21 protein-coding genes are annotated in these 23,630 nt (G+C 65.8%); 15 read left to right on the forward strand and 6 right to left on the reverse strand.

What is annotated here, in order from left to right:
• Window positions 1-272: 272 nt before the first annotated feature.
• Entirely contained in the window at window positions 273-500 is a 228-nt protein-coding gene (locus HV773_RS21375) for a hypothetical protein (protein WP_175196555.1), read from the reverse strand.
• A 215-nt stretch (window positions 501-715) separates the two neighbouring features.
• On the opposite strand from HV773_RS21375, the gene HV773_RS21380 reads away from it, so the two are divergent.
• Together HV773_RS21380 and HV773_RS21385 are read left to right on the forward strand one after the other, a co-directional pair.
• Window positions 716-1,552: a fused MFS/spermidine synthase gene (locus tag HV773_RS21380; RefSeq protein WP_175196556.1), complete on the forward strand. Its 837-nt coding sequence runs from the start codon at window positions 716-718 to the stop codon at window positions 1,550-1,552.
• A 29-nt stretch (window positions 1,553-1,581) separates the two neighbouring features.
• Window positions 1,582-2,349 carry a YoaK family protein gene (locus tag HV773_RS21385; RefSeq protein ID WP_175196558.1) on the forward strand — a complete coding sequence of 256 codons (768 nt, stop codon included), beginning with the start codon at window positions 1,582-1,584 and terminating at the stop codon, window positions 2,347-2,349.
• A gap of 13 nt (window positions 2,350-2,362) precedes the next feature.
• Here HV773_RS21385 and HV773_RS21390 read toward each other — a convergent pair whose 3' ends face one another.
• Window positions 2,363-3,763, reverse strand: a complete 1,401-nt coding sequence (locus tag HV773_RS21390) for a GntP family permease (protein WP_175196560.1) — start codon at window positions 3,761-3,763, stop codon at window positions 2,363-2,365.
• A 192-nt stretch (window positions 3,764-3,955) separates the two neighbouring features.
• Here HV773_RS21390 and HV773_RS21395 point away from each other — a divergent pair, with 192 nt between their 5' ends.
• Together HV773_RS21395 and HV773_RS21400 are read left to right on the forward strand one after the other, a co-directional pair.
• Complete coding sequence (locus tag HV773_RS21395; RefSeq protein WP_246282349.1) at window positions 3,956-4,564, forward strand: BON domain-containing protein; 609 nt, start codon at window positions 3,956-3,958, stop codon at window positions 4,562-4,564.
• An 88-nt stretch (window positions 4,565-4,652) separates the two neighbouring features.
• Window positions 4,653-4,931 carry a hypothetical protein gene (locus tag HV773_RS21400; protein ID WP_175196562.1) on the forward strand — a complete coding sequence of 93 codons (279 nt, stop codon included), beginning with the start codon at window positions 4,653-4,655 and terminating at the stop codon, window positions 4,929-4,931.
• Between the two features lie 69 nt (window positions 4,932-5,000).
• Here the strand turns inward: HV773_RS21400 and HV773_RS21405 are convergent, their stop codons facing one another.
• Window positions 5,001-6,191 carry a helix-turn-helix transcriptional regulator gene (locus tag HV773_RS21405; protein ID WP_175196564.1) on the reverse strand — a complete coding sequence of 397 codons (1,191 nt, stop codon included), beginning with the start codon at window positions 6,189-6,191 and terminating at the stop codon, window positions 5,001-5,003.
• A 429-nt stretch (window positions 6,192-6,620) separates the two neighbouring features.
• Between HV773_RS21405 and HV773_RS21410 the strand changes: the two genes are divergently transcribed.
• The 3 genes from HV773_RS21410 (at window position 6,621) to HV773_RS21420 (ending at window position 9,164) form a co-directional block, all read left to right on the forward strand.
• Window positions 6,621-6,848 carry a hypothetical protein gene (locus HV773_RS21410; protein WP_175196566.1) on the forward strand — a complete coding sequence of 76 codons (228 nt, stop codon included), beginning with the start codon at window positions 6,621-6,623 and terminating at the stop codon, window positions 6,846-6,848.
• 144 nt (window positions 6,849-6,992) lie between these two features.
• Window positions 6,993-7,289 carry an H-NS histone family protein gene (locus HV773_RS21415; RefSeq protein ID WP_175196568.1) on the forward strand — a complete coding sequence of 99 codons (297 nt, stop codon included), beginning with the start codon at window positions 6,993-6,995 and terminating at the stop codon, window positions 7,287-7,289.
• Window positions 7,290-7,562: 273 nt separating this feature from the next.
• Window positions 7,563-9,164, forward strand: a complete 1,602-nt coding sequence (locus tag HV773_RS21420) for a peptide chain release factor 3 (protein WP_175196570.1) — start codon at window positions 7,563-7,565, stop codon at window positions 9,162-9,164.
• A 65-nt stretch (window positions 9,165-9,229) separates the two neighbouring features.
• On the opposite strand, the gene HV773_RS21425 is transcribed toward HV773_RS21420, so the two are convergent.
• Entirely contained in the window at window positions 9,230-10,429 is a 1,200-nt protein-coding gene (locus tag HV773_RS21425) for a GGDEF domain-containing protein (protein ID WP_175196572.1), read from the reverse strand.
• Between the two features lie 240 nt (window positions 10,430-10,669).
• Between HV773_RS21425 and HV773_RS21430 the strand changes: the two genes are divergently transcribed.
• The gene (locus HV773_RS21430) at window positions 10,670-13,048 is read left to right on the forward strand and encodes a GNAT family N-acetyltransferase (protein WP_175196574.1); all 2,379 of its coding nucleotides are present in this window, start codon (window positions 10,670-10,672) and stop codon (window positions 13,046-13,048) included.
• 83 nt (window positions 13,049-13,131) lie between these two features.
• Here the strand turns inward: HV773_RS21430 and HV773_RS21435 are convergent, their stop codons facing one another.
• Entirely contained in the window at window positions 13,132-13,677 is a 546-nt protein-coding gene (locus tag HV773_RS21435) for a hypothetical protein (protein ID WP_175196576.1), read from the reverse strand.
• A 160-nt stretch (window positions 13,678-13,837) separates the two neighbouring features.
• On the opposite strand from HV773_RS21435, the gene HV773_RS21440 reads away from it, so the two are divergent.
• The gene (locus HV773_RS21440) at window positions 13,838-15,895 is read left to right on the forward strand and encodes an O-linked N-acetylglucosamine transferase, SPINDLY family protein (RefSeq protein WP_175196578.1); all 2,058 of its coding nucleotides are present in this window, start codon (window positions 13,838-13,840) and stop codon (window positions 15,893-15,895) included.
• 20 nt (window positions 15,896-15,915) lie between these two features.
• On the opposite strand, the gene HV773_RS21445 is transcribed toward HV773_RS21440, so the two are convergent.
• On the reverse strand, window positions 15,916-16,752 hold the full coding sequence (locus HV773_RS21445; protein ID WP_175196580.1) for an IclR family transcriptional regulator: 837 nt from the start codon (window positions 16,750-16,752) through the stop codon (window positions 15,916-15,918).
• 284 nt (window positions 16,753-17,036) lie between these two features.
• Here HV773_RS21445 and HV773_RS21450 point away from each other — a divergent pair, with 284 nt between their 5' ends.
• The 6 genes from HV773_RS21450 to HV773_RS21475 all read left to right on the forward strand — a co-directional run bounded on the left by HV773_RS21450 (window position 17,037) and on the right by HV773_RS21475 (window position 23,627).
• The gene (locus HV773_RS21450) at window positions 17,037-18,122 is read left to right on the forward strand and encodes a sugar ABC transporter substrate-binding protein (RefSeq protein ID WP_175196582.1); all 1,086 of its coding nucleotides are present in this window, start codon (window positions 17,037-17,039) and stop codon (window positions 18,120-18,122) included.
• A gap of 8 nt (window positions 18,123-18,130) precedes the next feature.
• Entirely contained in the window at window positions 18,131-19,732 is a 1,602-nt protein-coding gene (locus tag HV773_RS21455; protein WP_175196584.1) for a sugar ABC transporter ATP-binding protein, read from the forward strand.
• The gene (locus HV773_RS21460; RefSeq protein ID WP_377730396.1) at window positions 19,695-20,801 is read left to right on the forward strand and encodes an ABC transporter permease; all 1,107 of its coding nucleotides are present in this window, start codon (window positions 19,695-19,697) and stop codon (window positions 20,799-20,801) included. The genes HV773_RS21455 and HV773_RS21460 overlap by 38 nt, the downstream gene beginning before the upstream one ends.
• 16 nt (window positions 20,802-20,817) lie before the next feature.
• The gene (locus HV773_RS21465) at window positions 20,818-21,156 is read left to right on the forward strand and encodes a UxaA family hydrolase (protein WP_246282351.1); all 339 of its coding nucleotides are present in this window, start codon (window positions 20,818-20,820) and stop codon (window positions 21,154-21,156) included.
• 61 nt (window positions 21,157-21,217) lie between these two features.
• A complete protein-coding gene (locus tag HV773_RS21470) occupies window positions 21,218-22,525 on the forward strand; it encodes a UxaA family hydrolase (protein WP_175196588.1) in 1,308 nt (435 codons plus the stop codon).
• Between the two features lie 40 nt (window positions 22,526-22,565).
• The gene (locus HV773_RS21475) at window positions 22,566-23,627 is read left to right on the forward strand and encodes an aldo/keto reductase (protein WP_175196590.1); all 1,062 of its coding nucleotides are present in this window, start codon (window positions 22,566-22,568) and stop codon (window positions 23,625-23,627) included.
• Window positions 23,628-23,630 lie beyond the last annotated feature (3 nt).

The following is a 23,630-nucleotide window of genomic DNA, read 5'->3' on the forward strand; positions in this document are numbered from 1 at the left end:
CCACGAGCTTTCTCAGGTGGGCTTGGGTGGCTCCATCCAGTTTTCGGGCATCAGGTTTTGTCTTCATGCCCATATAACGCACCACGCACTATTTGGTGCACACGTCAGTAAGTGCCATCATTCATTTCGAGTGCCGATGAACCGGGTTCATCCACGCATTCCATACGATCCCGCAACTTCCCCATGACAAACGGTCCGGCGCTTTTGCGCCCGGACCGTCAAATCCAGACCCTTCCGCTATACCGCTCGCGCCCTGAAAACAGCATCAGAATCTATTTCTGGCTTTTCAGGTAAGCCCGGCCAGCCGCCGTAATCGAAACACCGGAACGTCCACCTGACGGGAAGGTGATGAAGCCGGCGCTGATCAATTCCCGCGAGACCGACCAGCCGAGCGCTGGCGCGTCTCTCCCATAGCGAACTTCAGAGAGGCGTTCCAGTGCCCATGCCGCGGACGCGGAAACGGACGCGGGCTGGGGATCGGGCATATCGCAGTCGCTCATTGTTTTTCCAAAGGTCGGAGAGTTCCGCGGCAGCGCGCGCTGGCGATCGAAACCGGGCCCATCGGCCCGCAGGTTCGATGGAAGGCGGCAACCATGTGATTATAATATGAAGATAATACGATGTGCATTGTATTATAATGCGCCGAGCGCCATCAGGCACCCGGACGGATGCCGCCAGTTTCATGCGCGTGTTTGACTACCAGGGTATATCGAGAATGGACGGCGACCAGACATCGAGTGATGCACTCCTCGAATTCCCTTCAACGCCGTTGAGCGACAGGCGGCCGTTCGTGCTGGAAACGCAGCACGCGATATCGTTGCACTTCGATCACCTTGCCACCCAGAGTTGCATGTCGCTTCGCGCGCCGGACCGGCTCACGCTCGGCTATACGCGCACGATGATGGGCTTCCTGCTGCTGAAGCCCGACCCTCAGCGCATCTGCATGATCGGGCTGGGTGGGGGATCGCTGGCGAAGTACTGCTATCGGCACTTGCCTGCCGTCGATATCACCGTGGTCGAGATCAACCCCGAAGTCATCGCGCTGCGCGACGTCTTCAGGATTCCTGCAGACGATGCGCGCTTCAAGGTGGTTTGCGACGATGGTGCTGACTACGTCAGGAACGAGGGCGTTGCGAAGGACGTCATTCTGGTTGACGCATACATGGCGGGGGGAATCTCGAGCCAGTGCGCGGATATCGAGTTCTTCTCAGCGTGTCGCGAACGTCTGGCGGACACGGGTGTTCTTGTCATCAACTTTACCGATGACGAGCCGGCGCTGGCCATCTACGTCGATCTGGTGAAGGCCGTGTTCGGTTCTTCGTACGCGGTGGTTCGATGCGCGGACGACAGCAATTTTGTCGTTTTTGCGTGGAACAGCCGATACCGCTTACCGTCCGTACGCGTCCTGCTCGATCGCGCCATCTCATACGCGTGGGCGGATGACCTGAGGCTGTCCTCTATTGCCCGGCGCCTGAAAGGCGGGGAAGACGTGGATTCCGGGCAATTGATCTGGCAAACGCACGGCCATGCGCACTGGGAACTCGACGTTTGAGCCGTCGCCAATGATTGAGTGAAGAATCCATGCCCGCGCAGTACTTTCGAAGCCTGACAGGAAAACATCGTAGTGCGACCGCAAACCGTCAGCTCGGGTTTTCGCTCGCCTTCGTCGCGGGGGCAACCAATGCCGGTGGGTTCCTTGCAGTCAGGCAATACACGTCGCACATGAGCGGCATCGTGTCGGCGATCGCGGACCAGGCGGCGCTCGGGGATATCCGGCTCATGCTTGCCGGCGTCGGTTCGCTGGCATCGTTTCTTCTCGGGGCGGCGTGTTCGGCGGTGCTCGTCAACTGGGGGCGGCGGCGCAGCCTGCAAAGCCAGTATGTCCTTCCGTTACTGGTCGAAGCCGCGCTGCTACTCCTGTTCGGCCTGCTCGGCAGTCATCTCGCGCTATGGGAGGCGTTTTTTGTTCCCGTGACGGTCATTCTGCTGTGCTTCATCATGGGGCTGCAGAACGCGCTGATCACAAAGCTGTCGGGCGCCGAGATTCGCACGACGCACATGACCGGCATCGTGACCGACCTCGGTATCGAACTGGGCAAGCTCTTTTACTGGAACCGGTCGACGGACGCTGCGGATGCCCATGCGGTCATCGCCAACCGCATGAAGCTGCGGATCCACGGCACGATGCTCGCGTCGTTCTTCGTGGGCGGCCTGACCGGCGCCATTGGCTTCAAGCATGTGGGCTACGTATCGACCGTGCCGCTCGCCGGCGCGCTTGTCACACTCACGGTCGTGCCTCTTGTCGACGACGCGCTGACTTACCTCTATCGGCTCGATCGCAGGCATTAGCCTGGCACCTATCTCAAACAACCCCCGTCGCGTAATAAACCGCGATCACGAAAAACACGGCCATCGTCTTGATGACCGTGACCGCGAAAATGTCGCGATACGATTCGCGGTGCGTGAGCCCCGTCACGGCGAGCAGCGTGATCACCGCGCCATTGTGCGGCAGCGTATCCATGCCGCCGCTGGCCATCGCCACCACGCGATGCAGCACATCAAGCGGAATATTTGCAGCCTGCGCGCTCTTGATGAAGAGATCCGACATGGCGGCGAGCGCGATGCTCATGCCGCCTGAAGCCGAGCCGGTAATGCCGGCCAGCGAGCTCACCGAAACGGCAGCGTTCACGAGCGGATTCGGAATGCTCTTGAGCGCGTCGCTCACCACGAGGAAGCCCGGCAGCGCCGCGATCACGCCGCCGAAGCCGTACTCCGAAGCCGTATTGAGCGAGGCGAGCAGCGCGCCCGCCACCGCGGCCTTCGTGCCGGTGGCGAAATGCTCCTTCACGCGCGAGAACGCTGTGATGACAACGAACGCGATGCCGAGCAGCAGCGCGCCCTCGACCGACCAGATGCCGACCAGTTGCTTGACCGTCGTGGTCACGGGCGCGTGAATGCCGGGCAGCATGTCGGGCGTGATCGTGTAGGTGTCGCCGTACCAGCCCGGAATCCAGCGCGTCAAAAAGAAGTTCGACACGCCCACGAGCACGAGCGGCGTGATCGCGAGCAGCGGGTTGGGCAGATGATCGGTTTTCACGCGGTCCGGCTCGTTCACAAGCGAGGTGCCGTAGCCTTCGCCCTTGGCCATCGCGCTGCGGCGGCGCCATTCCAGGTACGCGAGGCCCACCACGATGATGAACAGCGAGCCGATGATGCCGAGCGCCGGCGCGGCCCACGCCGTGGTCTTGAAGAACGTGGTGGGGATGATGTTCTGGATCTGCGGCGTGCCGGGCAGCGAGTCCATCGTGAACGAGAACGCGCCCAGTGCAATGGCGCCTGGCATGAGGCGCTTGGGAATGTCGCTTTGGCGATAGAGCTCGGCGGCGAACGGGTACACCGCGAACACCACTACGAAGAGCGAGACGCCGCCGTAGGTGAGCAGCGCGCACACGGCCACGATCACGGCGTTCGCGCGCGAGCGGCCGATATAGCGGATGGCTGCGTGTACGATCGCCTCGGAGTAGCCTGATAGCTCGATCACCTTGCCGAACACCGCGCCCAGCAGGAACACGGGGAAGTAGAGCTTCACGAAGCCCACCATCTTCTCCATGAAGATGCCCGAGAACACCGGGGCGACAGCGGAGGGATCGGTGAGCAGGACCGCGCCGAGGGCGGCCACCGGTGCGAAGAGGATCACGCTGTAGCCGCGGTAGGCGGCGAGCATGAGAAAGGCGAGGGCGGCTAGAACGATAACAAACGACATGACGTCTCCTGTGATCCCATGCTTCGCGGTCGATCGCGGCCAGCCGTTTTACTGCGTTTTTATTGCGTAGACTGGTGCATGGTGCGTCGCAGCGATTGTATCGAAACACCCAGGTACGGCTTCGCAGACTGCGCAGTCCTGGCTTGACGCGAGCGGGTGGTCATCGTGCGCGATGCCTGGAAGGAGGTGGAGATGCGGGAAATCGAGGCAAGGCGGGAAGGGCGGCAATGCCCTCGCACGCAGCGGGGCGCGTGGTCGGTGGCGTTCGCCGTGGTTATCGCGCAGATCGTTGCGCCGGCAATTGCGGCATCCGGTGTGGCAGCCGGCGCCGCCACGGCAAGCGGCGCGAGCGCGTTGAGCGTCGATCCCGGCGAAATCCGTAACTGGTACAACGATCCGTTCTTCGCTCTATCGAGTGCGCCGGGCGCATGCCCGCAGCCGCTCGGCCCACGCATGACGAAGGCCGAAGCCGACGACGACGCCCACTACCGCGTGGAGCGCGGCACCACCTGCTGGCTCGCGCACAAGTGCACGAAACCGAACTCCTATCTCTATGATGCGGATATCGCCAAGGCGATTCGCGAGAAGTTCAAGGATGCCGCGGCGCTCAATGGCACGAGCGTGTGGATCACGGTGCAGCGGCGCTTCGTCTACGCCGAAGGCTGCGTCCCGGCGGCCTTCGACCGGGCGGCGCTGGAGCGCGGCCTCGCGGCGATCCCCGACGTCGACCAGGTGTTCGTGCGCCTGCGCGCCGATCCGCACACACGTCCCCCCTACAAGACCTTGCCGCCGGCGCGCTGACACTTCGACTCGTTTGCGCGCCGCTCACGCGCCGTCGGGCATGGCACAATCGCAACGTCGAAAAACTAGAAGGCCTTCGGGGTATCCCATGATTCGTTCCGGTTCGTTGTTTTCCCGCTTTAGCAGGCTGTCGTCCACGGCGGGTGTCTGTGCGTTGCTCGCGGCGCTGTCGGCATGCAGCAGCGGTCCGCCGCTGTTCCTCTCGGATGGCCGCCCGACGATTCCGGTCCAGTGCTCCGCCGCCGGCGACCACGATTCGTGCAAGCAGCAGGCTCTCCAGCGATGCGGGGGCGCCAGCTACGACACCGTCGATACGTCCAAAAGCGGCGATACCTACACCCTCGTCTTCGCTTGCCAGGCGAAGTAACGGGCACTCGCGTTGCGCGCCGCCAGACGGTGGCATCGTTTGACCGGCCCTGGTTGTTCTCAGTCGCTCTCAGGAGCTGCCGTCCGCGCCGCCGCTGCGGCAGCGCGTGGGCAGGTTCATCAACAGGCGCAGCAGGTCGGGCTGGCGCCGCGTGGCGGTCTTCAGGAAGATCGACTGTAGTTGCTTGCGCACCGTGTCGTACTGAACGCTCACCTGCGTGGCGATTTCCTTCGGCGTGAGCCCGTCCACCAGCAAATGCACGATCCGGCACTCGGCGGGCGAGAGCTCGAAGGCCGAGGCCAGCACCTGTTCGTTCACCGCCGGCGCCGAGCGCGGGTGGTAGAACGTGAGCGCCGCCATCGCGCGCAGCCCGGCGGCCTCGCCGGTCGTGACCACGTTGTAGAAGGCATAGAGCACTTCCGGGCCGCCCGGCAGCGGCGCGGCCCGGCTGCGCTCGCCGTCCGCGGCAACGGCCTCGTCCACGATGCGCAGCGCGCGAAAGCGCGCCGCGGCGGCCCGCGCGCCGCTCGCGCGGTTTTTCAGCCGCGCCTCGTTGATCGCCACGTCCTCCAGAAAGCGCGCCTGATAAGGCGCTGCGAACACCAGCCGCTTGCCGCGCGCGCGCACGAGCGAAGTGGCGCGCAGCAGCCGTTGCGCGGCTTCGTTGCTGTGCAGGACTTCGCCGCTCGCGTTCACTAGCATCGCGGGCGGGCGCAGGTTGCGGGTGAGCGCGTCGGCGTCGGGCAGGAGGCGGCGCACGCTCAGGCGCAGCGCGCGCACCAGATGCGGCGCCAGCCGTTCGAGCAGCGCGCGCGTGGCTGGCGGCAGGGGGGCGTCTTGCGCGCTGCCCCGACACGCGATCATGGCCGTGAGCGTGCCGCTGTCGATCAGTTTGCAGATGGAAACGAAGCCCCCGCCGGCCGCGAGCAGGTCAGGCTCGAAAACCGGGTGGCCGTCGCAGGTTTGCGGGTTCGCGCCGCAATGGAGCCATTTTCCAGGAGGAAACGTGCGCAGCCATTCGAGGCGCGCATCGCCGCGATAAAGCGGGCGGATGAGTTCCAGCGGCTCCGTTTCCCGCACGCTGAAACCGTCGGCCCATGAAAAGAGTTCGCGCTGACGATCGAATACGCAAAGGTGAACCGAGGCAACGCCAATCGATTTCCTGAATTGCGCGCAAAAATCCTTCCATTCCGCTGGGTGCTCGATTGTTGCGTAAATCGCGTGAAGCAGGCTGTCGTGCTGAAAATCGCTCGAATTCACACCGTTCTCGTTATCAAAATCCAATTCGGCTCGCTTGCCGCGAAAATGCGGCATGCATATTTCCTGCACAAATGAGGAATATACAGGCGCGATTTTCGCCGTTAATCTTCGATTCTTTCGATGGCTTACAGCCTTCAATGTGGACGAGGCGCCCGTTGTCTTCCGTGCGGTAGGCAACCGATAGGGCGCCCTGCGGATCTTATTCTCCGGTGGCAAGACGCGCTGAAATCTCCGCACCGTGAAAAATCGACGCCGGAAATATGGCGGTAATAAAGAGTGTAAAGGCAGAAAAATGAACGGGACGACTGGTGATTAGTCTGGTGGCATTGACGTAATGCAGCGGATCAAGCGCCTTTCGTTATTGGATATTGTGTATGCAGACGCCATGGCAGCGGCGTCTTCCAGAAGTTGAGGTATGCCGAGGGGACCATGAATCATCATCAACTCGAAAAGGACATTGAACATCTCGAGCAGGTCATTGCGCGGCTTTCAGGCAACGATCGCATTCCGCTTTCCTATTGGCGCAACCGCATCGAATCGGTGTCGAACGCGAATCTGGTGCCTTCGCAGATACAGCGCGTGAAGCGTTTGGCGCAGGCGCTGGGCGAGTTGGAGATGCGCGTAAAAGAGGGTTCGTCACACGAAACAGTTCGCTAGGCCAAGACGCCGCCGGGGTATGGAGCGTGTGTTAAAAATCGCAATAAATTGGCTCGCGCCGATGAAAAAAGCCGGTCATTCGGCACTCTTTGACGCCGGAACGGTCACAATACGCTTGTGTGACTGAACTGGAGATCATTGTTCATGGCGAGCTACAAGCAACTGACTGCCCAACTCGAAAAGCTGCATAAGGAAGTCGCGGCCGCGCGCGAGAAGGAAGTTGAGCAAGCGATTGCCGATATCAAGGCAAAGATCGCGGAGTACGACATCACAGCGGAAGAACTCGGTTTCTCCAGCTCGCGTCCCGCGAGCGCGCGCAAGAAGCCGCTACCCGCGCGCTATAAGAACCCGAAAACCGGCGAGACCTGGAGCGGCCGTGGCCGCGCGCCTGGCTGGATGGCGGGCGTGAAGAATCGCGACCGTTTTCTGATCAGCGAGTAAAAGTAAACAGGGTTCAAGCGGATTTCGGGCAGGCTCCCGGCCACTCCCGTAAAACCTCACCTTAGGCGCGCAGTTCACCGCGCTCCGGCGGGCGCTCCCCGTTCGTGCGCGTGGCGATCTCGCCGCGCGCCGCCGTTAACTTTAGTCGTGTGCGGTAATGCCGTGTATCATTCGTCCCCGGCGCCTTGCGCCGCGCACACCGGTTGGCCGCACACGCAACGCCCGCCGCGCGGCTGGTTGCCCGATTTCATCAGCGATACCCCTCCTCCAGCCATGTCAGTAGCCGAACTCAGACGCCGCCGCACGTTCGCGGTCATTTCTCACCCGGACGCGGGCAAGACCACGCTCACCGAAAAGCTCCTGCTATTCTCGGGCGCGATCCAGATCGCCGGCACCGTGAAGGGCAAGAAGAGCGGCCGCTTCGCGACGTCCGACTGGATGGAAATCGAAAAGCAGCGCGGCATTTCGGTTGCGAGCTCGGTCATGCAGTTCGAGTACGGCGACGCCGTCATCAACCTGCTGGACACGCCGGGCCACGAGGACTTCTCCGAAGACACCTACCGCGTGCTCACGGCGGTGGACGCGGCCGTGATGGTGATCGACGGCGCGAACGGCGTGGAAGCACAAACGCTCAAGCTGCTCGAAGTCTGCCGCAGCCGCAAGACGCCGATTCTCACGTTCATCAACAAGCTCGACCGCGAAGTGCGCGAGCCGCTCGACCTGCTCGACGAAATCGAGCAGCACCTCGGCGTGGCCGCGGTGCCGTTCACCTGGCCCATCGGCATGGGCAAGGAATTTCAGGGCGTGTACGACATTCAGCGCGATCAGGTGCGCGTGTTCCGCGCGGGCGAGCAATCGCTGGGCGGTGCGGTGGAAACGCTGCAAAACATCAGCGACGAAGAAGGCGAAGCGCGCTTCGGCTACCACTGGAAGCGCACCAAGGAAGAAGTCGAGCTGATCACGGGCGCAACGCCCGCGTTCGATCGCGACGCCTTCCTCGCGGGCGAGCAGTCGCCGGTGCTGTTCGGCTCGGCGATCAACAACTTCGGCGTGAAGGAAATTCTCGACGCGCTCGTCGATCTCGCGCCGCCGCCCTCGCCGCGCATGGCCGTGCAGCGTCCGGTATCGCCCGAGGAGCCCAAGTTCACGGGCGTCGTGTTCAAGGTGCAGGCCAACATGGACCTCGCGCACCGCGACCGCGTGGCGTTCATCCGCGTGTGCTCGGGCCGCTTCGAGCGCGGCATGCAGTTGAAGGTCACGCGCAACAACAAGACCTTCCGCGCGAACAACGTGGTGAGCTTTCTTTCGCAGCGCCGCGAGACCGTGGCCGAGGCCTACCCCGGCGACATCATCGGCATTCCTAACCACGGCACGCTGAGCCTCGGCGACACGCTCACCGAAGGCGAAGACCTGCAGTTCACGGGCCTGCCGTTCTTCGCGCCGGAAATTTTCCAGACCATCGAAGTGGTCGATCCGATGCGCGCGAAGCAGCTGGGCGAAGCGCTCAAGCAGCTCGGCGAAGAGGGCGCGATCCAGGTATTCCGTCCGCTGCACGGCGGCGCGACGATTCTGGGCGCGGTGGGCCAGCTGCAGTTCGAAGTGGTCTCGCATCGCCTTTCGGCGGAATACAAGGTGGACGTGCGCATCATGCCCGCGCGCTACCGCCTCTCGCGCTGGGTCACCTGCGACGACGCCAACGAGCTGCGCCGCTTCACCGACTCGTACGAGGCGCGCATGGCCTACGACGCATCGAACGCGCCCACCTATCTGGCCTCGCACGTCTCCGAAATCGAAGTCGCGCAAAAGGCGTGGCCGAAGATCGTGTTCAACGAGTTGCGCGAGCATTCGGGCGCGCCGTTCCGCAAGAACATGTAAGTCTTGCCTTGGCCGCTCGCGGCCATCGATGCATTCCGATCGGGCCGCTTTATGCGGCCCGAACTTCATGCGTTCTGGGAACGCTCGGCGCGCCGCGCCAACTCCAGCCGGTTGCCGCCGAGCGCCTTCGCGCCATAGAGCGCCGCGTCGGCGGCCGAAAGCAGGTTGGCCAGCGCGGCCGGCGCGTTGTGCGCTTGCATACCTTGCTGCGGGTCGCTCTGCGCGAGCCCGATGCTGACCGTCGCGCGCACGCCTCTACCGTCGATGTAGTGTGCTGTCGTTTGCGCGAAACGCTCCGCGATGCGCTCGCCGACCATCCGGGCCCGCTCGCTGTCGCGGCCCGCGAGCAAGGCCGCGAATTCTTCCCCACCGATGCGCGCGAACACCGCGTCCGGCCCCATCTCGCCGCGCGCGACTTCGGCGAAGGTCTTCAGCACGGCGTCGCCGGCCTGGTGGCCGTAGCGGTCGTTGATCGCCTTGAAGCGGTCGAGGTCGAACGCCAGCAGCGCCACGCGCTCGCGTGTTCCCGCGCGGTTCAGCACGCGCGCGCCTTCCTCGAAGAACCAGCGGCGGTTGCCGAGCCGGGTCAGATAGTCCGTTTGGGATTCGTGCAAAAGCCGGCCATGCGTTTCGTCGCGCACGAGGCGCAGCAGCGTCATCGGCAGCACGACCGAATACAGCACCCCCTCGTACATCGTGATCGTGCTCACGAGCGGCAGCAGGGCCGGCCCGTAGCGCGTCGCGAGCCACGGCAGCACGCCCGCGCGAAACGCGTAGAGCACGGCGTGAACGCCCGTCACGATCACGGCGATACGGCGTGCCTGCGCCCATTGGAGGCCGTCGTGGCGCAGCAGCTCGCGCGTCGCCATGGCGGAGGCCAGGGAAATGGGGATCGCGCTGAAGTAGAGCCACATGGCGACCTGGCCGCTCGCGCCCGCGATGACCCATGCGAGCGCGAGCAGAACGAGGATGACTGCGGAGGCCGTGCGGTATTGCCGCCCGTTCATGACGGCGAGCCCATGCGCGACCCGCAGATAACCGGTCACGATGACCAGATTGCTGATGGCGCCGCCCCACGCGCCGGGCAGGAGGTGCCGCCAGATGGCGAGTGCGACGCCGACGCCGAGCGTGGCATAGCCGCCGGCAAGGATTTTCAGTTCCTGGCTGCGTTCCGGATGCGCGCGGTGCTCCCAGAGCGTCATGCCGGCGCTGGCGAAAAGCGTTCCGATCGCGAGGGAATAAAGGGTGAGAAGATCGACTTGCATCGCGGACGTTAGGGCGTGTTATTGGCGTGAACAGGCCTTGGGGTGCTGCGCCGGCGAATTGCGGCGGCGTCGCGCATTCTACGTTGAAAGTCCGCTTCACGATGAAGGGCGTTGGCTGGTGGCTCAGGTGGCGAAATCGGGTAGCGAAATCAGGTGGCGAAATCAGGTGGCGAAATGCGCGCAACGCGGCAGCAGTTCGCCTATCCTGAGCGCACAGTGAACGCACAGCGAGGAGGAGCAGTGACCGTACGCAATCTCGATGCGATATTCCAGCCGAAATCCGTAGCGGTGATTGGCGCTTCGCAGCGACCGGGCAGCATCGGCCAGATGGTGTGGCAGCGTCTCATCGAAGGCGGCTTCGCCGGTCCGCTCTGGGCCGTCAATCCGCGCCACGCGGGCGAACTGGAGAGCTTCGACGGCAAGCCCGTGCTGGCCGATGCCGGCGACTTGCCCGAAGCGCCCACCGTCGCGCTCATCTGCACGCGGCCTTCCACGTGGCCCGCGCTCGTGCATCGCCTCGGCGGCATGGGCACGCGCGCGGCCATCATCGTGGGCGAAGTGCGCACCGAGGAAGACCGCGCCGACCTGCGCCACGCGCTTGCGGCGGCGCGCCCGCATCTGCTGCGCATTCTCGGGCCCGGCACGCTTGGCGCGCTCACGCCCGCGCTCAACGCGCAGCTCGGCGCGGCCGCCACGGTCGCGCGCAGCGGCGGCGTGGCGTGGGTCTCGCAGTCCAACGCGCTCACCAATGCGGTGCTGCGCTGGGCCGGCCCGCGCGGGCTCGGTTTCTCGCACGCAGTGGCGCTTGGCGACGAAGCCGATGTCGATGTCGGCGACGTGCTCGACTATCTCGCGAGCGATCCGTCCACGCGCGCGATCCTGCTCGAAGTGGACAGCATCGGCGCGGCGCGCAAGTTCATGTCGGCGGCCCGGGCGGCGGCGCGCAACAAGCCAGTGCTAGCGCTGCGCAGCGGCCGCGACGATCCGGGCGACGCGCTCTACACGGCGGCGTTCCGGCGCGCGGGCATCGTGCGCGTGGATACGCTCGACGACCTGCTCGACGAAATCGAAACACTGGGCGTGGGGCGCGTGGCCGCGAGCGACACGGCCACGCTCATCACGAGCGACCGCGGCGTGGCCACGCTCGCGCGCGACGCGTTCATGAAGGCCGGCGACACGCTTGCGCGCTGGAACGACGAAGCGCACGCGGCGCTGGAGACGGCGTTGGAAGCGGCGCTGCCGCGCGCGCAGGCCGGCAATCCGCTGGTGCTCGGCGACACCGCCAAAGCCGAGCACTTCGGCCTCGCGCTGCAAGCGCTCGCTTCGCAGCGCTCGACCGGCACGGCGTTTGTCGTACACGCACCCACGCATAGCGCGCCCGTGGCCGAGGTCGCGCGCACGCTCATCGAGAACCAGCGCTTTGCGTATCGCGGCATGCTCGCGTGCTTCTTCGGCGGCGTGGACGACACCACGCGCGACGCGCTGCACGCGCACGGCATCCCCGTGCATACCACGCCGCGCCGGCTCGCGCGGGCGTTCGCGCGTCTCGTCGATTACCGCCTTGGGCGCGAGCTCCTGATGCAAACGCCCGAGAGCATGCCCGCACAAGGCGCGGCGGCCATCGAGGCCGCGCAGGGCGTGGCGCATGCGGCGCTGGCGGCGGGGCGCGCCACGCTGGAAGGCGCAGAGGCGGCGCGGCTGCTGGCCGCGTTCGAGCTACAGACGCTAGAAAGCGCGGAGCAGCGGTCGGCCGAGGCTGTCGTCGACGTGAACGTGGAGTTTCGCGACGACGAGAACTTCGGCCCCGTGTTTCATTTCGTGGCGCCGTCGCCGGACGGCTTCTCGCCGCCGCTGCGCGTCTACAGCCTGCCGCCGCTGAATCCGGTGCTCTCGCGCGACATCGTCGAGCAGTCGCCCTACGTGCGCCATGCCGCGCCCGAGCCCATGCTCGAGGCGCTTACCGGGATTTCGCAGGTGGTGTGCGAGGTGCGAGAGATCGTCGCGATGCAGTTGACGCTGCGCGTGCTGCCGCATGCGGTGATGCTGGTCGCGCCGCGCCTCACGCTCGCGGAAAAGCGCAGCCGCTTCGCGATCGTGCCGTATCCGCGCCGGCTCGAAGAGACGCTCGACTGGCACGGCGAGCGCCTGACGATCCGGCCGATCCGGCCCGAGGACGAGGAGATGCATCGCGCGTTCATCGACACGATGACGCCCGACGACTTGCGTCTGCGCTTTTTCTCGGCCGTGCGCAGCTTCGATCACACGCAGCTCGCGCGCATGACGCAGATCGACTACGACCGCGAAATGGCGCTGATCGCGACCGTCGAGGGGGAGGATGGCAAGCCGCGCACGCTGGGCGTGGCGCGGGCGGTGGCCGACCCCGACAACGAGACCGCCGAGTTCGCCGTGGCCATTCAGTCCAATCTGAAGCGGGGCGGCCTTGGCCGCCTGCTGCTCACGCGCATGATCGACTACGTGCGCTCGCGCGGCACGCATTGGCTACTGGGCGAGGCGCTGCGCGAGAATGCGCCGATGATCGGGCTCGCGCGCGCCTGCGGCTTCACAGTGACGCCCACGGAGGACCCGGGCGTGGTGGGGTTCAGGATGCCGCTGGAGTGATGCGGCGTGCCCCGGCGGCGTGCCTGGTGGCGAGGGATTGCGCGGCATGATCATGCCGCGCTGCCGTCAGTCCGATGCCGGAATCAGGCGGCGATTTTCGCGAGTGCGTCGTCCACTTGGGCGCGCGTGACCGCGAGCTCTTCGAGCCAGTCCGCCGCGTATTGCGCGCCGGTTTCCTTTTCCAGACGCGCGATGGTCGCGGCGCAGCGCGCGGCGTCCTTCGGCGTGGCGATGAACGCCTTGACCGACTGGCCGCCCTGGAACGCCTCGAACAGCGGCATGCGGATTTCCTCGGGCAGCGCGCGCGTGGTCCACTGATGCGTCTTGCCGTTGAAGGTCAGCGAGGGCGGCAGCACGCGCTCCTTGCGGGTGGCCGGGATCAGGCCGAAGTTGCGCGCGGCTTCGGCGATCTGCTCGGCCGTGAACAGTTCGTCGGGCGTGATCTCGAACTGCGCGATCGCGGTTTCGACGGTCTTCATCGCGTTCGCGCGGTCGTCGCGCTTTTGCTGCGCGCGCGCGACGATATCGCGCAATTCGTCGGCTTCGCCGCTCGAAATCGTGAAGCTGGCCTGTTTCTGCTGTAGCTCGGAAAAACGCTGGAATTCTTGATCGGTCAGAAGTTTCGCCATGAGGTATGCGTGCACGCCCGGCACGCGTGGCGCACACCGGACGGTATTTTGAGAGGGCCGCCATTCTAACCGTTTTGCGCGCCGGGCTTCCAGTTGCAACCCTGGAACCGGAGCGTGCGCAAGCGGCCGCTGCATGCCACCGCAAACCAGGAACGCTCTGATGGTCGCACCCCATCACGCTTCCTACGATGGCGTGATGAAAATCTCCACACCGACTCCGTCCCCTCGTTCGGACGACTTGCTCAAGCGCGGCATCGATCGTCTGAACGCCGAACAGTATTCGCTCGCCGAGACCCTTTTTCGCGAAATCCTGGCGCAGGATCCGCAGCACGTCGACGCGTGGCATCAGCTTGGTGTGGCGCTCGCGCGCCAGTCGCACTACGCCGAGGGCGAGCAGGCGATCCGCAAGGCGCTGGCGCTGCGCGAAAGCGGGCTGCAGCAGCGCGACCTCGCGTGGACGCTGCTCTGGCAAGGCCGCGACATGGAGGCTATCAACGCCTACTTCGCGGCCATCAACCTGGGCGTGCGCGAGGCGCGGATGTTCAACAACGTGGGCAACCTGCTCAAGAAGCACAACGACATCGAGCACGCCGAGGCCGCGTATCGCGCGGCTATCGAGACCGACCCCGGTTATGCCTTCGCGCACGGCAACCTCGCGGTCCTGCAGCAGGACGCCGGCCAATACGAGGCCGCTGAAGCGAGCTTCAAGCGCGCGCTAGAACTCGATCCGAAGTCGATGCACTTCTGGCAATGCTATGGCGGCCTGCTGGAGCGCCTCGACCGCCTGGAAGAGGCCGACGAAGCCTATTGCCGGGGCGGGCGCTGGGAGTCGGCGCAATACGTGCGGCGGCGCGTGGCGCACTGGCTCGATCTGGACAAGATCGACCGGGCCACCCTGGAGATGGTTGCCGCGGGCGCGGTGGAGAATCTCACGCCGTGGGGGCTGCTCGGCATCCCGGCGCTCACGCCGGCGCTGCACCGCGAAGCTGGGCGGCGCTTCGCGCAGTCGCGCTGGCGCGGCGAGCTGGCCGCGCCGCCGCTGGTCGAGCGCGGCGCGGGGCTGGCCGACGCGCTGGCGGCCTACGAGGCGGGCGCGTGCCTGCGCATCGGCTATCTTTCCGCCGATTTCCACGATCACGCCACGCTGCGCCTGCTCGCGGGCGTGCTCGAACTGCACGACGCCGCACGCTTCGACATTCATCTCTATTCGTATGGCGACGCCGCGCCCGATGCCGCGTGGCGCGAGCGGCTCGCGGCGCTGCCCGCCACGCTGCATGAAATCGGCTCGCTGACCGACGCGCGGGCGGCCGCGAAGATCGCAACCGACGGCATTCATGTGCTCGTCGACCTGAAGGGCTACACGACCGGCACGCGGCTCGGCATCACGGCGCTGCGGCCCGCGCCCACGATCGTGAGCTGGCTCGGCTATCCGGGCTCGCTCGGCGCGCCGCGCCTCGCCGATTACGTGATCGGCGACCCGGTGGTGACGCCGCCCGCCGCCGCATCGTTCTATAGCGAGACACTCGCGCTGATGCCGCATTGCTATCAGCCCAACGATCATCGGCGCCAGTGCGCGCCACGGCCCACGCGCGCCGCGGCGGGCTTGCCCGAGCGCGGCTTCGTGTTCTGTAGCTTCAATCAGACCTTCAAGCTCAATGCGCGGGTAGCGTCGGTCTGGTGCCGTCTGCTCTTGGCGACGCCTGGCAGCGTGCTATGGCTGCTCGACCCTGGCAGCGAACGGGCGCGCACGAACCTGCACGCGTTTTTCGAAGAGAAAGGCGTGGAGCGCGCACGCGTGATTTTCGCGCCGCGCCTGCCGCAGGAGGCGCATCTTGCGCGGCTGCAACTCGCGGATCTCGCGCTCGACACGCTGCCGACCGGCTCGCACACGACCGGCAGCGACGCGTTGTGGGCCGGCGTGCCGATGGTGTCGGCGCTGGGCTCGCTGTTCGCGGGGCGCGTGGGCGCGAGCCTGCTGCACGCGGTCGGTCTCGACGAGCTGGTTGCGCGCGACCTCGACAGTTATTTCCAGATCGCACTCGCGCTCGCGAGCGATCCGGGCTGGCGTGCACAGATCCGCAAACGGCTCGCGGCGGCGAAGACCGATGCGCCGCTCTTCGATACGGCGCGGTTCACGCGCGATCTGGAGCGGCTGTTCGTGGCGATTGTGGCGCGCGAGGTGAAGGGCGGTGAAGGGGCAGTGGTTCTGAAGGAGTGAACTCGCGGGAGGGCGCGCGCTTACCCTTCCTCCTCCCGAAACATCGACAACGCCTGCACGGTCTCGCCCAGCATCCGGGTGGCTTCGTCGAGCGAGGGCGCGACGTATTCGTCGATGCGTTTGAGGAACGGGCAGGTGAGCGCCGCGATTGCCTGCCCCGACGGCCCGAGCACCGGAAACGTCACGTCCGTCACGCCGAAAATCTGCTGGCTGTCCTTGCGCGAAAAGCCCGCACCGCGGATCTGCTCACAGACCGCTTCGAGCGCGGCATGGTCGATGGCGACTTCGCCCTTCACCTTCGTATGCTCCGCGAGCATGTGCGCGCGCTGCTCCGCGTTCTGGTACGCGAGGATCGTGCGCCCCGAGTTCGTGTCGACGAGACCCACGCGCGCGCCCAACCGCACCGCGATGCCCCACGTGCCCGGGCCGTCCACCTGCGCGATCACGAGCAGGTTGCCGCGGTCGTACACCGCGAGGTGGCACGACTGCTCCGCGTCGTTGGCGAAGCGCTGCATGAGCGGCAGCGCCTCGGCGATCAAACGCTCCATCGGCGGATGCCGGTGCGCGAGCGCAAACAGCTTGAGGCTCAGCGCGTAGCGGTCGCCGGCCTCCGAGCGCATCACGTACTGGCGCGCTACCAGCCGCTCCAGCATCCGGTAAATCTCGCTTGCGTTGCGCCCCAGCGCCTTCGTGATCTCCGCACGCGTCAAGCCGCCGCGCTGCTCGGCGAGCAGTTCGAGAATGTCGAGTCCCTTGTCCAGTGCAGGCGCGCGATAGCGGTCGCCGTCGTCCTTCTCGTCCGGCTCCGGCTCGCCCGGCAGCGCATCGGTCCGCGGTTTGCGTGCGTTCGTGTTCATTTTTTCCTTGCTTGTTATCCCGTCCCAGATCCTGAGCAGCCCAGGGAAATTCCGGACCTTTGCTGCATTGCACATTCCTTGACCTTGGATCGTGCGTATATGAATAATAGGTTCACTGGTGAACATATGCCAGCGGCGTGCACATGGATAGGTCAACAACGACAGAACCAGCTTTGCATGGGATCGCACTAAGAGCTTTGCATGGGACCAGAGTAACGCGCTGAAGCGCGAACTCTGATCGACAGCTAAAGCGCCAAGTGCGACCGACAGATTAGGAGACAGACATGGCGTTCGCATCCGGGCTGATCGAGGCCCGCCGCTTCACTGAAACCCGCACGCCGCGCGCGCGCGCTTTCTCGCGCGCTGCCGCGAAGACGCTGTGCGCCGTGGCGGCCTGCGCCGCCGCAATAGGCGCGCCAGCCTCGGCGCAGGCCGCCGAAACCGGCAAGGTGGGTCTCGGCCTGCCGCTGCTGACCTCGCCGTTCTGGCAGTCGTACAACAACTATCTGGGTACGTACGCGAAGCAGATGGGCGTCGATGTGCTCGCGCCCGTCAATTCGAACAACGACCCCGCGCAGCAGATCACCGACATGAACAACATGATCAATCTGGGCGCGAAGGGCATCGTCGTGGGGCCGATCGATTCGGCCGCCATCAGCCGCGCGCTCGAGAGCGCCGCGCAGAAGAACGTGAAGGTGGTGGCCGTGGATGTCGCGCCCACGCAAGGCGCCGTCGCCATGGTCGTGCGCGCGGACAATCGCGCCTATGGCGAGAAGGCGTGCAAATACATCGGCGAACACGTGAAGTCGGGCAAGGTCGTGCAGATCATGGGCGATCTCGCTTCCGTGAACGGGCGCGACCGCTCGGAGGCGTTCCGTGCGTGCCTGAAGAGCTATCCGAATCTGTCGCTGCTGGAGATTCCAGCGGGCTGGAAGGGCGACGTGGCGGCCAGCGCGCTCGACAGTCTGCTCACCGCGAATCCCGATGTGAAGGGCATCTACATGCAGGCGGGCGGCGTCTATCTCTCGCCCACGCTGCAAACGCTGCGCCGCAAACAGTTGCTGTTTCCCGTGGGCGATCCGAAGCATATCGTGATCGTCTCCAATGACGGCATTCCGCAGGAATACGAAGCAATCCGCAAGGGCGAGATCGACGCCACCGTTTCACAGCCCGCCGATCTCTATGCGAAGTACGGCCTCTATTACATCAAGGCCGCGCTGGAGGGCAAGACCTTCAAGCCGGGCAAGACCGATCACGACAGCACGATCATCCAGTTGCAGCCCGGCATTCTCGAAGACCAGTTGCCGGCGCCGCTCGTGACGAAGCAGAACGTCGACGACAAGAACCTGTGGGGCAACACGATCAAATGAGTGATCGGATGAGCAGCGGTTCGGACCTTCAGCAAGCGGGCGTGCCGCCGCGAGGCGGCGCGCCGCACCCGGCGGCACTGGCGCTGCAGCCCGCGGCAGCCGTTGGGCTGCCGCCAGTCGTGGAGGCGAGCGGCGTGACCAAGCGCTTCGGCTCCACGGCGGCGCTCGCGAATGTGAGCCTGCGCGTGATGGCGGGCGAGTCGCACGCGCTCGTGGGCCGCAACGGCGCGGGCAAGTCGACGCTCGTCTCGATCCTCACCGGCCTGCGCAAGCCCGACGAGGGCGCCGTGCACTTCAACGGCGACCCCGCGCCGCCCATCGCCGACCGCGATGCGTGGCGCGAGCGCGTTGCCTGCGTGTATCAGCACTCGACGATCATCCGCGACCTCACGGTTGCGGAGAACCTGTTCATCAATCGCCAGCCGCTCAGGCGCGGCGTGATCGACTGGAGCACCATGCGCCGCGACGCGCGCGCGCTGCTCGATCACTGGCGCATCGACGTGCGCGAGGATGCGCGCGCGGGCGATCTCACGGTGGAAGCGCGCCAGCTCGTCGAGATTGCGCGCGCGCTTTCGTACGGCGCGCGCTTCATCATTCTCGACGAACCCACGGCGCAGCTCGACGGCGACGAGATCAAGCGTCTCTTTCGCCGCATCGACGAATTGCAGCGCGAGGGCGTGACGTTTCTCTTCATTTCGCACCATCTGCAGGAGGTGTACGAGATTTGCCAGGCGGTGACGGTGCTGCGCGACGCGCGCCACATCGTCAGCGCGCCGGTGGCCGAGTTGCCGCGCGAGCGCCTGATCGAGGCGATGACGGGCGAGCACGGCGGCCTGAACGTGGCCGATGCGGCCGCGCGCCCAGCCTTGCCCGCCGACGCGAAGATCGCGCTCGACGTGCGCGGTATTTCGGGCGCCGATTACCGCGACGTGTCGTTCCAGGTGAAGCGCGGCGAAGTCGTGGGCATCACGGGCGCGACCAGCAGCGGGCGCACGAGCGTGGGCGAAGCCGTTGCGGGGCTCGCCGGCCAGCAGGCGGGCGAGATTCGCGTGAACGGCGCGCGGCTGTTGCCCGGCGACGTGCCCGCCGCGCTCGCGCAGGGCGTGGGCTGCGTGCCGAAGGACCGTCATCGCGAAGGGCTCGTGCTCACGCAGTCGGTGGCCGAGAACGCGTCGATGACGATTGCGGGCCTGCTCGGGCGGCTCGGCTTCGCATCGCCCGCGAAGAAAAACCAGGTGGGCCAGCGCATGATCGAGGCGCTCGGCATCGTCGCACAGGGGCCGGACCACGTGGTCTCGGGGCTCTCGGGCGGCAATCAGCAGAAGGTGGTGATGGCGCGTGCGCTCGCGAGCACGCCGCAAGTGCTGGTGCTGATCGATCCCACGGCGGGCGTGGACGTGAAATCGAAGGAGGCGCTGCTCTCGGTCGTGGACCGCGTGCGCGACGAAGGCAAGGCCGTGCTCGTGGTGTCGAGCGAACTCGACGATCTGCGCACCTGCGACCGCGTGCTCGTGATGTTTCGCGGCGGCGTGGTGGCGGAATTCGCGGCGGGTTGGCAGGACCACGAACTGATTGCATCGATTGAAGGAGTCGATCTTCATGAAGCATAGCGTTAATGGTGGTCCAACTGCGGGTGGTGTCCCTGCGGGTGGAGTATTCGCGGCGGTGCAGCCCGATACGGCCCAGGGCGCTGCTGCCGGACGCGGTGCGCGCAGGCGCATCGAATTCGCGCGCCTGCGCGAACTCGCCCTGGTGCCCGCGCTGCTGCTGCTCATCGTGATCGGCGGCTTCGTGAGCCCGAGCTTTCTCACCAGGGCGAATCTCATCAGCGTGCTGGGGGCTTCGGCGGCGCTCGCGCTCGTCGTGCTCGCCGAATCGCTGATCGTGCTCACCGGCAAGTTCGATCTCTCGCTCGAATCGACGGTGGGCATCGCCCCCGCCGTGGGCGCCATGCTCGTGATGCCGGCCGCATCCGCTGGGTTCGGCACACAATGGCCCGCCTTTGCCGGACTCCTTGCGATTGTGGTCGTGGGCGCGCTGATCGGCTTCGTCAATGGTTTTCTGGTCGTGCGCCTGCGTCTGAATGCGTTCATCGTCACGCTGGCCATGCTGATCGTGCTGCGCGGCATGCTGGTGGGCGCGACCAAGGGCGGCACGCTGTTCGACATGCCCAACTCGTTCTTCGCGCTCGCCACCACCATCGTGCTCGGCTTGCCGCTCTCGGTGTGGCTAGCGGCCGCCGCCTTCGCGTTCGCTGCGTTCATGCTGCGCTACCACCGTGTAGGCCGTGCGCTCTATGCGATCGGCGGCAATCCCGACGCCGCGCGCGCTGCGGGCATCCGCGTGGAGCGCATCACGTGGGGCGTGTTCGTGCTGGGCAGCATCCTGGCCGCGCTGGGCGGGCTGATCGTGACGGGCTACGTGGGCGCGATCAACGCGAACCAGGGCAACGGCATGATCTTCACGGTGTTCGCGGCGGCCGTGATCGGCGGCATTTCGCTCGACGGCGGCAAGGGCACCATGTTCGGCGCGCTCTCCGGCGTGCTGCTGCTCGGCGTGGTGCAGAACCTGCTCACGCTCGCCCAGGTGCCGTCGTTCTGGATTCAGGCGATTTACGGCGCGATCATCCTCGGCTCGCTGATGGTGGCGCGGCTGGCGGGCGGCGATGCCCAGAACTGAACGGCGGAGGCGAGACTTGAGTTCTATCGTGAACAGCGATGCACCGCATACCGATGCGCGCCTGATCCTGCTCGCACCGGAGGACAACTGCCTGATCGCGGCGGCGCGTCTGCCCGCCGGCGAGACGCTGGAGATCGAGGGCGAGCGCGTGACGCTCGCGAAGACGATCGACCTCGGGCACAAGGTGGCGCGCCGTGCGCTGGCGAAGGACGAGAAAGTGCTGCGCTATGGCGCGCCGATCGGCCATGTGACGGCGAACGTGGCGCGCGGCGAGCATCTGCACACGCACAACCTCGAAAGCGATTATCTGCCGACTTACACGCACGACACGGGCCACGAGTTCGTATCGCACTGATCGCACTGATCGCACTGATCGCACTGATCGCACTGATGCCGATGAATGCAGGACGAATGCCATGACTGAAACCCAACTCAACGCCAAAGCAGGAAGCGCGGCCGAACCGGTGCTCGAAGGGTGGCTGCGCAGCGACGGACGCAAGGGGATCCGCAATGTGGTTGCGGTGGCGTACCTCGTCGAGTGTGCGCATCACGTGGCGCGCGAGATCGTCACGCAGTTTCGCGAGCCTCTCGATGGTTTCGACGATCCGCATGCCGGGCCGCCCGTGCATCTGATCGGCTTTCCGGGCTGCTTCCCGAACCGCTACGCGGAAAAGATGATGACGCAGCTCACCACGCATCCGAACGTGGGCGCGGTGCTGTTCGTCTCGCTCGGCTGCGAGAGCATGAACAAGCACTATCTCGTGGACCAGGTGCGCGCGAGCGGACGTCCCGTGGAGGTGCTCACGATTCAGGAGAAGGGCGGCACGCGCAGCACGATTCAATACGGCGTGGACTGGGTGCGCGGCGCGCGCGCGCAACTCGCGGAACAGCAGAAGGTGCCGATGCGGCTGGACGAGCTCGTGGTGGGCACGATCTGCGGCGGCTCGGACAGCACGAGCGGCATTACCGCGAATCCCGCTGTGGGCCGCGCGTTCGATCATCTGGTGGCGGCGGGCGCGGCGTGCGTGTTCGAGGAAACCGGCGAGCTGGTGGGCTGCGAGTATCACATGAAGAATCGCGCGGCGCGCCCCGAATTGGGCGACGAGATCGTTGCCTCGGTGGCGAAGGCCGCGCGCTATTACTCGATTCTCGGGCACGGTTCGTTTGCCGTGGGCAACGCCGATGGCGGGCTCACCACCCAGGAGGAAAAATCGCTGGGCGCGTATGCGAAGAGCGGCGCGTCGCCTATCGTCGGCATCGTGAAGCCGGGCGATGTGCCGCCCACGGGCGGGCTCTATCTGCTCGATGTGGTGCCCGATGGGGAGCCACGCTTCGGATTCCCGAATATTAGCGATAACGCGGAGATCGCCGAGCTGATCGCGTGCGGCGCGCACATCATTCTGTTCACGACGGGGCGCGGCTCCGTGGTGGGGTCGGCGCTTTCGCCCGTCGTCAAAGTCTGCGCGAATCCGCAGACCTATCGCAATCTCTCGGGCGACATGGATGTCGACGCAGGGCGCATACTCGAAGGCCGCGGCACGCTCGACGAAGTGGGCCGCGAAGTGTTCGACGTCACGCTCGCGGTGTCGCGCGGGGCGCGCTCGAAGTCGGAGATGCTCGGCCACCAGGAGTTTATTCTCACGTACAAGACCTTCGAGCCGGTTGGCCCCGCATGCCTGCCCGCGAGCGCGCGCGTGCCGGTGCCGGTGGTCGCTTCGCATTGATGCGCGCGCTCAAATTCACCGGATCGAGGAGACACTTCGCATGGCGCAGGAGCCGTACCCGCCTCATCAGTACGATCAGCACCGTCCGCAGGTCGCGCAGCGCCGCCGCATTGGGCGCACCGCGCTCGAAGTGAGCGCGCTGAGCCTGGGCACCGCGCCGCTCGGCGGTCTGTATCGCGATCTCACCGACACAGAGGCGCAGGCCACCATCGATGCCGCCTGGGAAGCCGGCGTGCGTTTCTTCGACACCGCGCCGCATTACGGCCACACGAAGGCCGAGCATCGGCTCGGCGCTGCGTTGCGGCGCTATCCGCGCGGCGAGTACGTGCTGTCGACCAAGGTGGGCCGCCGCTTCGTGCCGCGCACGCATCGTTACGACGGCAGCGAAGGCTGGCAGAATCCGCTGCCGTTCGAGGCCATTTACGACTACACGCGCGAAGGCATCCTGCGCTCGTTCGAGGATAGCCAGCAGCGGCTCGGCATCGTCGATATCGACATCCTGCTCGTGCACGATATCGGCCGTCTCACGCACGGCGAGCGCAACGCGCATTACTGGCGGCAGCTCACTGCGGGCGGCGGGTTCCGCGCGCTGGACGAGTTGCGCGCGTCGGGCGCGGTGAAGGCCATCGGCCTCGGCGTGAACGAGCGCGAAGCGGTACTCGAAGCGATGCGCGAGTTCCAGATCGATTGCGCGCTGCTGGCGGGCCGCTACACGCTGCTCGAACAGGGGCCGCTCGACGATCTGCTGCCCGCCTGCGCGGAGCGCGGCGTGAGCATCCTGCTGGGCGGCGCGTTCAATTCGGGCATTCTCGCGCGCGGTCTCGCGGGCGAGCGCAAGTTCAATTACGGCGACGCACCGCCCGAGGTGGTGGAGCGCGTTGCGCGTCTCGAAGCGGTTTGCCGCGCGCATGACGCGCCGCTCGCGGCGGCGGCGCTGCAATTTCCCTACGCGCATCCGGCCGTGGCGACGGTGCTAACCGGCGCGCGCAGCGCAGCCGAGTTGCGCGAGAACGTGGCATCGTTCGAGACGACGCTGCCGCCCGGGCTCTGGCGCGCGTTGCGCGACGAGGGTCTCGTCGATGCGCGCGCGCCGCTTCCTTGAGAG

It is taken from the genome of Paraburkholderia caffeinitolerans (genome assembly GCF_902859945.1).
Classification (GTDB): Bacteria; Pseudomonadota; Gammaproteobacteria; order Burkholderiales; family Burkholderiaceae; genus Paraburkholderia; species Paraburkholderia caffeinitolerans.

What these genes read in the sequence shown, in the direction of transcription:
- HV773_RS21375 (WP_175196555.1), bottom strand. Translation starts at nt 500, where the DNA reads ATGAGCGACTGCGATATGCCCGATCCCCAGCCCGCGTCCGTTTCCGCG.
- HV773_RS21380 (WP_175196556.1), top strand. Translation starts at nt 716, where the DNA reads ATGGACGGCGACCAGACATCGAGTGATGCACTCCTCGAATTCCCTTCA.
- HV773_RS21385 (WP_175196558.1), top strand. Translation starts at nt 1,582, where the DNA reads ATGCCCGCGCAGTACTTTCGAAGCCTGACAGGAAAACATCGTAGTGCG.
- HV773_RS21390 (WP_175196560.1), bottom strand. Translation starts at nt 3,763, where the DNA reads ATGTCGTTTGTTATCGTTCTAGCCGCCCTCGCCTTTCTCATGCTCGCC.
- HV773_RS21395 (WP_246282349.1), top strand. Translation starts at nt 3,956, where the DNA reads ATGCGGGAAATCGAGGCAAGGCGGGAAGGGCGGCAATGCCCTCGCACG.
- HV773_RS21400 (WP_175196562.1), top strand. Translation starts at nt 4,653, where the DNA reads ATGATTCGTTCCGGTTCGTTGTTTTCCCGCTTTAGCAGGCTGTCGTCC.
- HV773_RS21410 (WP_175196566.1), top strand. Translation starts at nt 6,621, where the DNA reads ATGAATCATCATCAACTCGAAAAGGACATTGAACATCTCGAGCAGGTC.
- HV773_RS21415 (WP_175196568.1), top strand. Translation starts at nt 6,993, where the DNA reads ATGGCGAGCTACAAGCAACTGACTGCCCAACTCGAAAAGCTGCATAAG.
- HV773_RS21420 (WP_175196570.1), top strand. Translation starts at nt 7,563, where the DNA reads ATGTCAGTAGCCGAACTCAGACGCCGCCGCACGTTCGCGGTCATTTCT.
- HV773_RS21425 (WP_175196572.1), bottom strand. Translation starts at nt 10,429, where the DNA reads ATGCAAGTCGATCTTCTCACCCTTTATTCCCTCGCGATCGGAACGCTT.
- HV773_RS21435 (WP_175196576.1), bottom strand. Translation starts at nt 13,677, where the DNA reads ATGGCGAAACTTCTGACCGATCAAGAATTCCAGCGTTTTTCCGAGCTA.
- HV773_RS21440 (WP_175196578.1), top strand. Translation starts at nt 13,838, where the DNA reads ATGGTCGCACCCCATCACGCTTCCTACGATGGCGTGATGAAAATCTCC.
- HV773_RS21445 (WP_175196580.1), bottom strand. Translation starts at nt 16,752, where the DNA reads ATGAACACGAACGCACGCAAACCGCGGACCGATGCGCTGCCGGGCGAG.
- HV773_RS21450 (WP_175196582.1), top strand. Translation starts at nt 17,037, where the DNA reads ATGGCGTTCGCATCCGGGCTGATCGAGGCCCGCCGCTTCACTGAAACC.
- HV773_RS21455 (WP_175196584.1), top strand. Translation starts at nt 18,131, where the DNA reads ATGAGCAGCGGTTCGGACCTTCAGCAAGCGGGCGTGCCGCCGCGAGGC.
- HV773_RS21470 (WP_175196588.1), top strand. Translation starts at nt 21,218, where the DNA reads ATGACTGAAACCCAACTCAACGCCAAAGCAGGAAGCGCGGCCGAACCG.
- HV773_RS21475 (WP_175196590.1), top strand. Translation starts at nt 22,566, where the DNA reads ATGGCGCAGGAGCCGTACCCGCCTCATCAGTACGATCAGCACCGTCCG.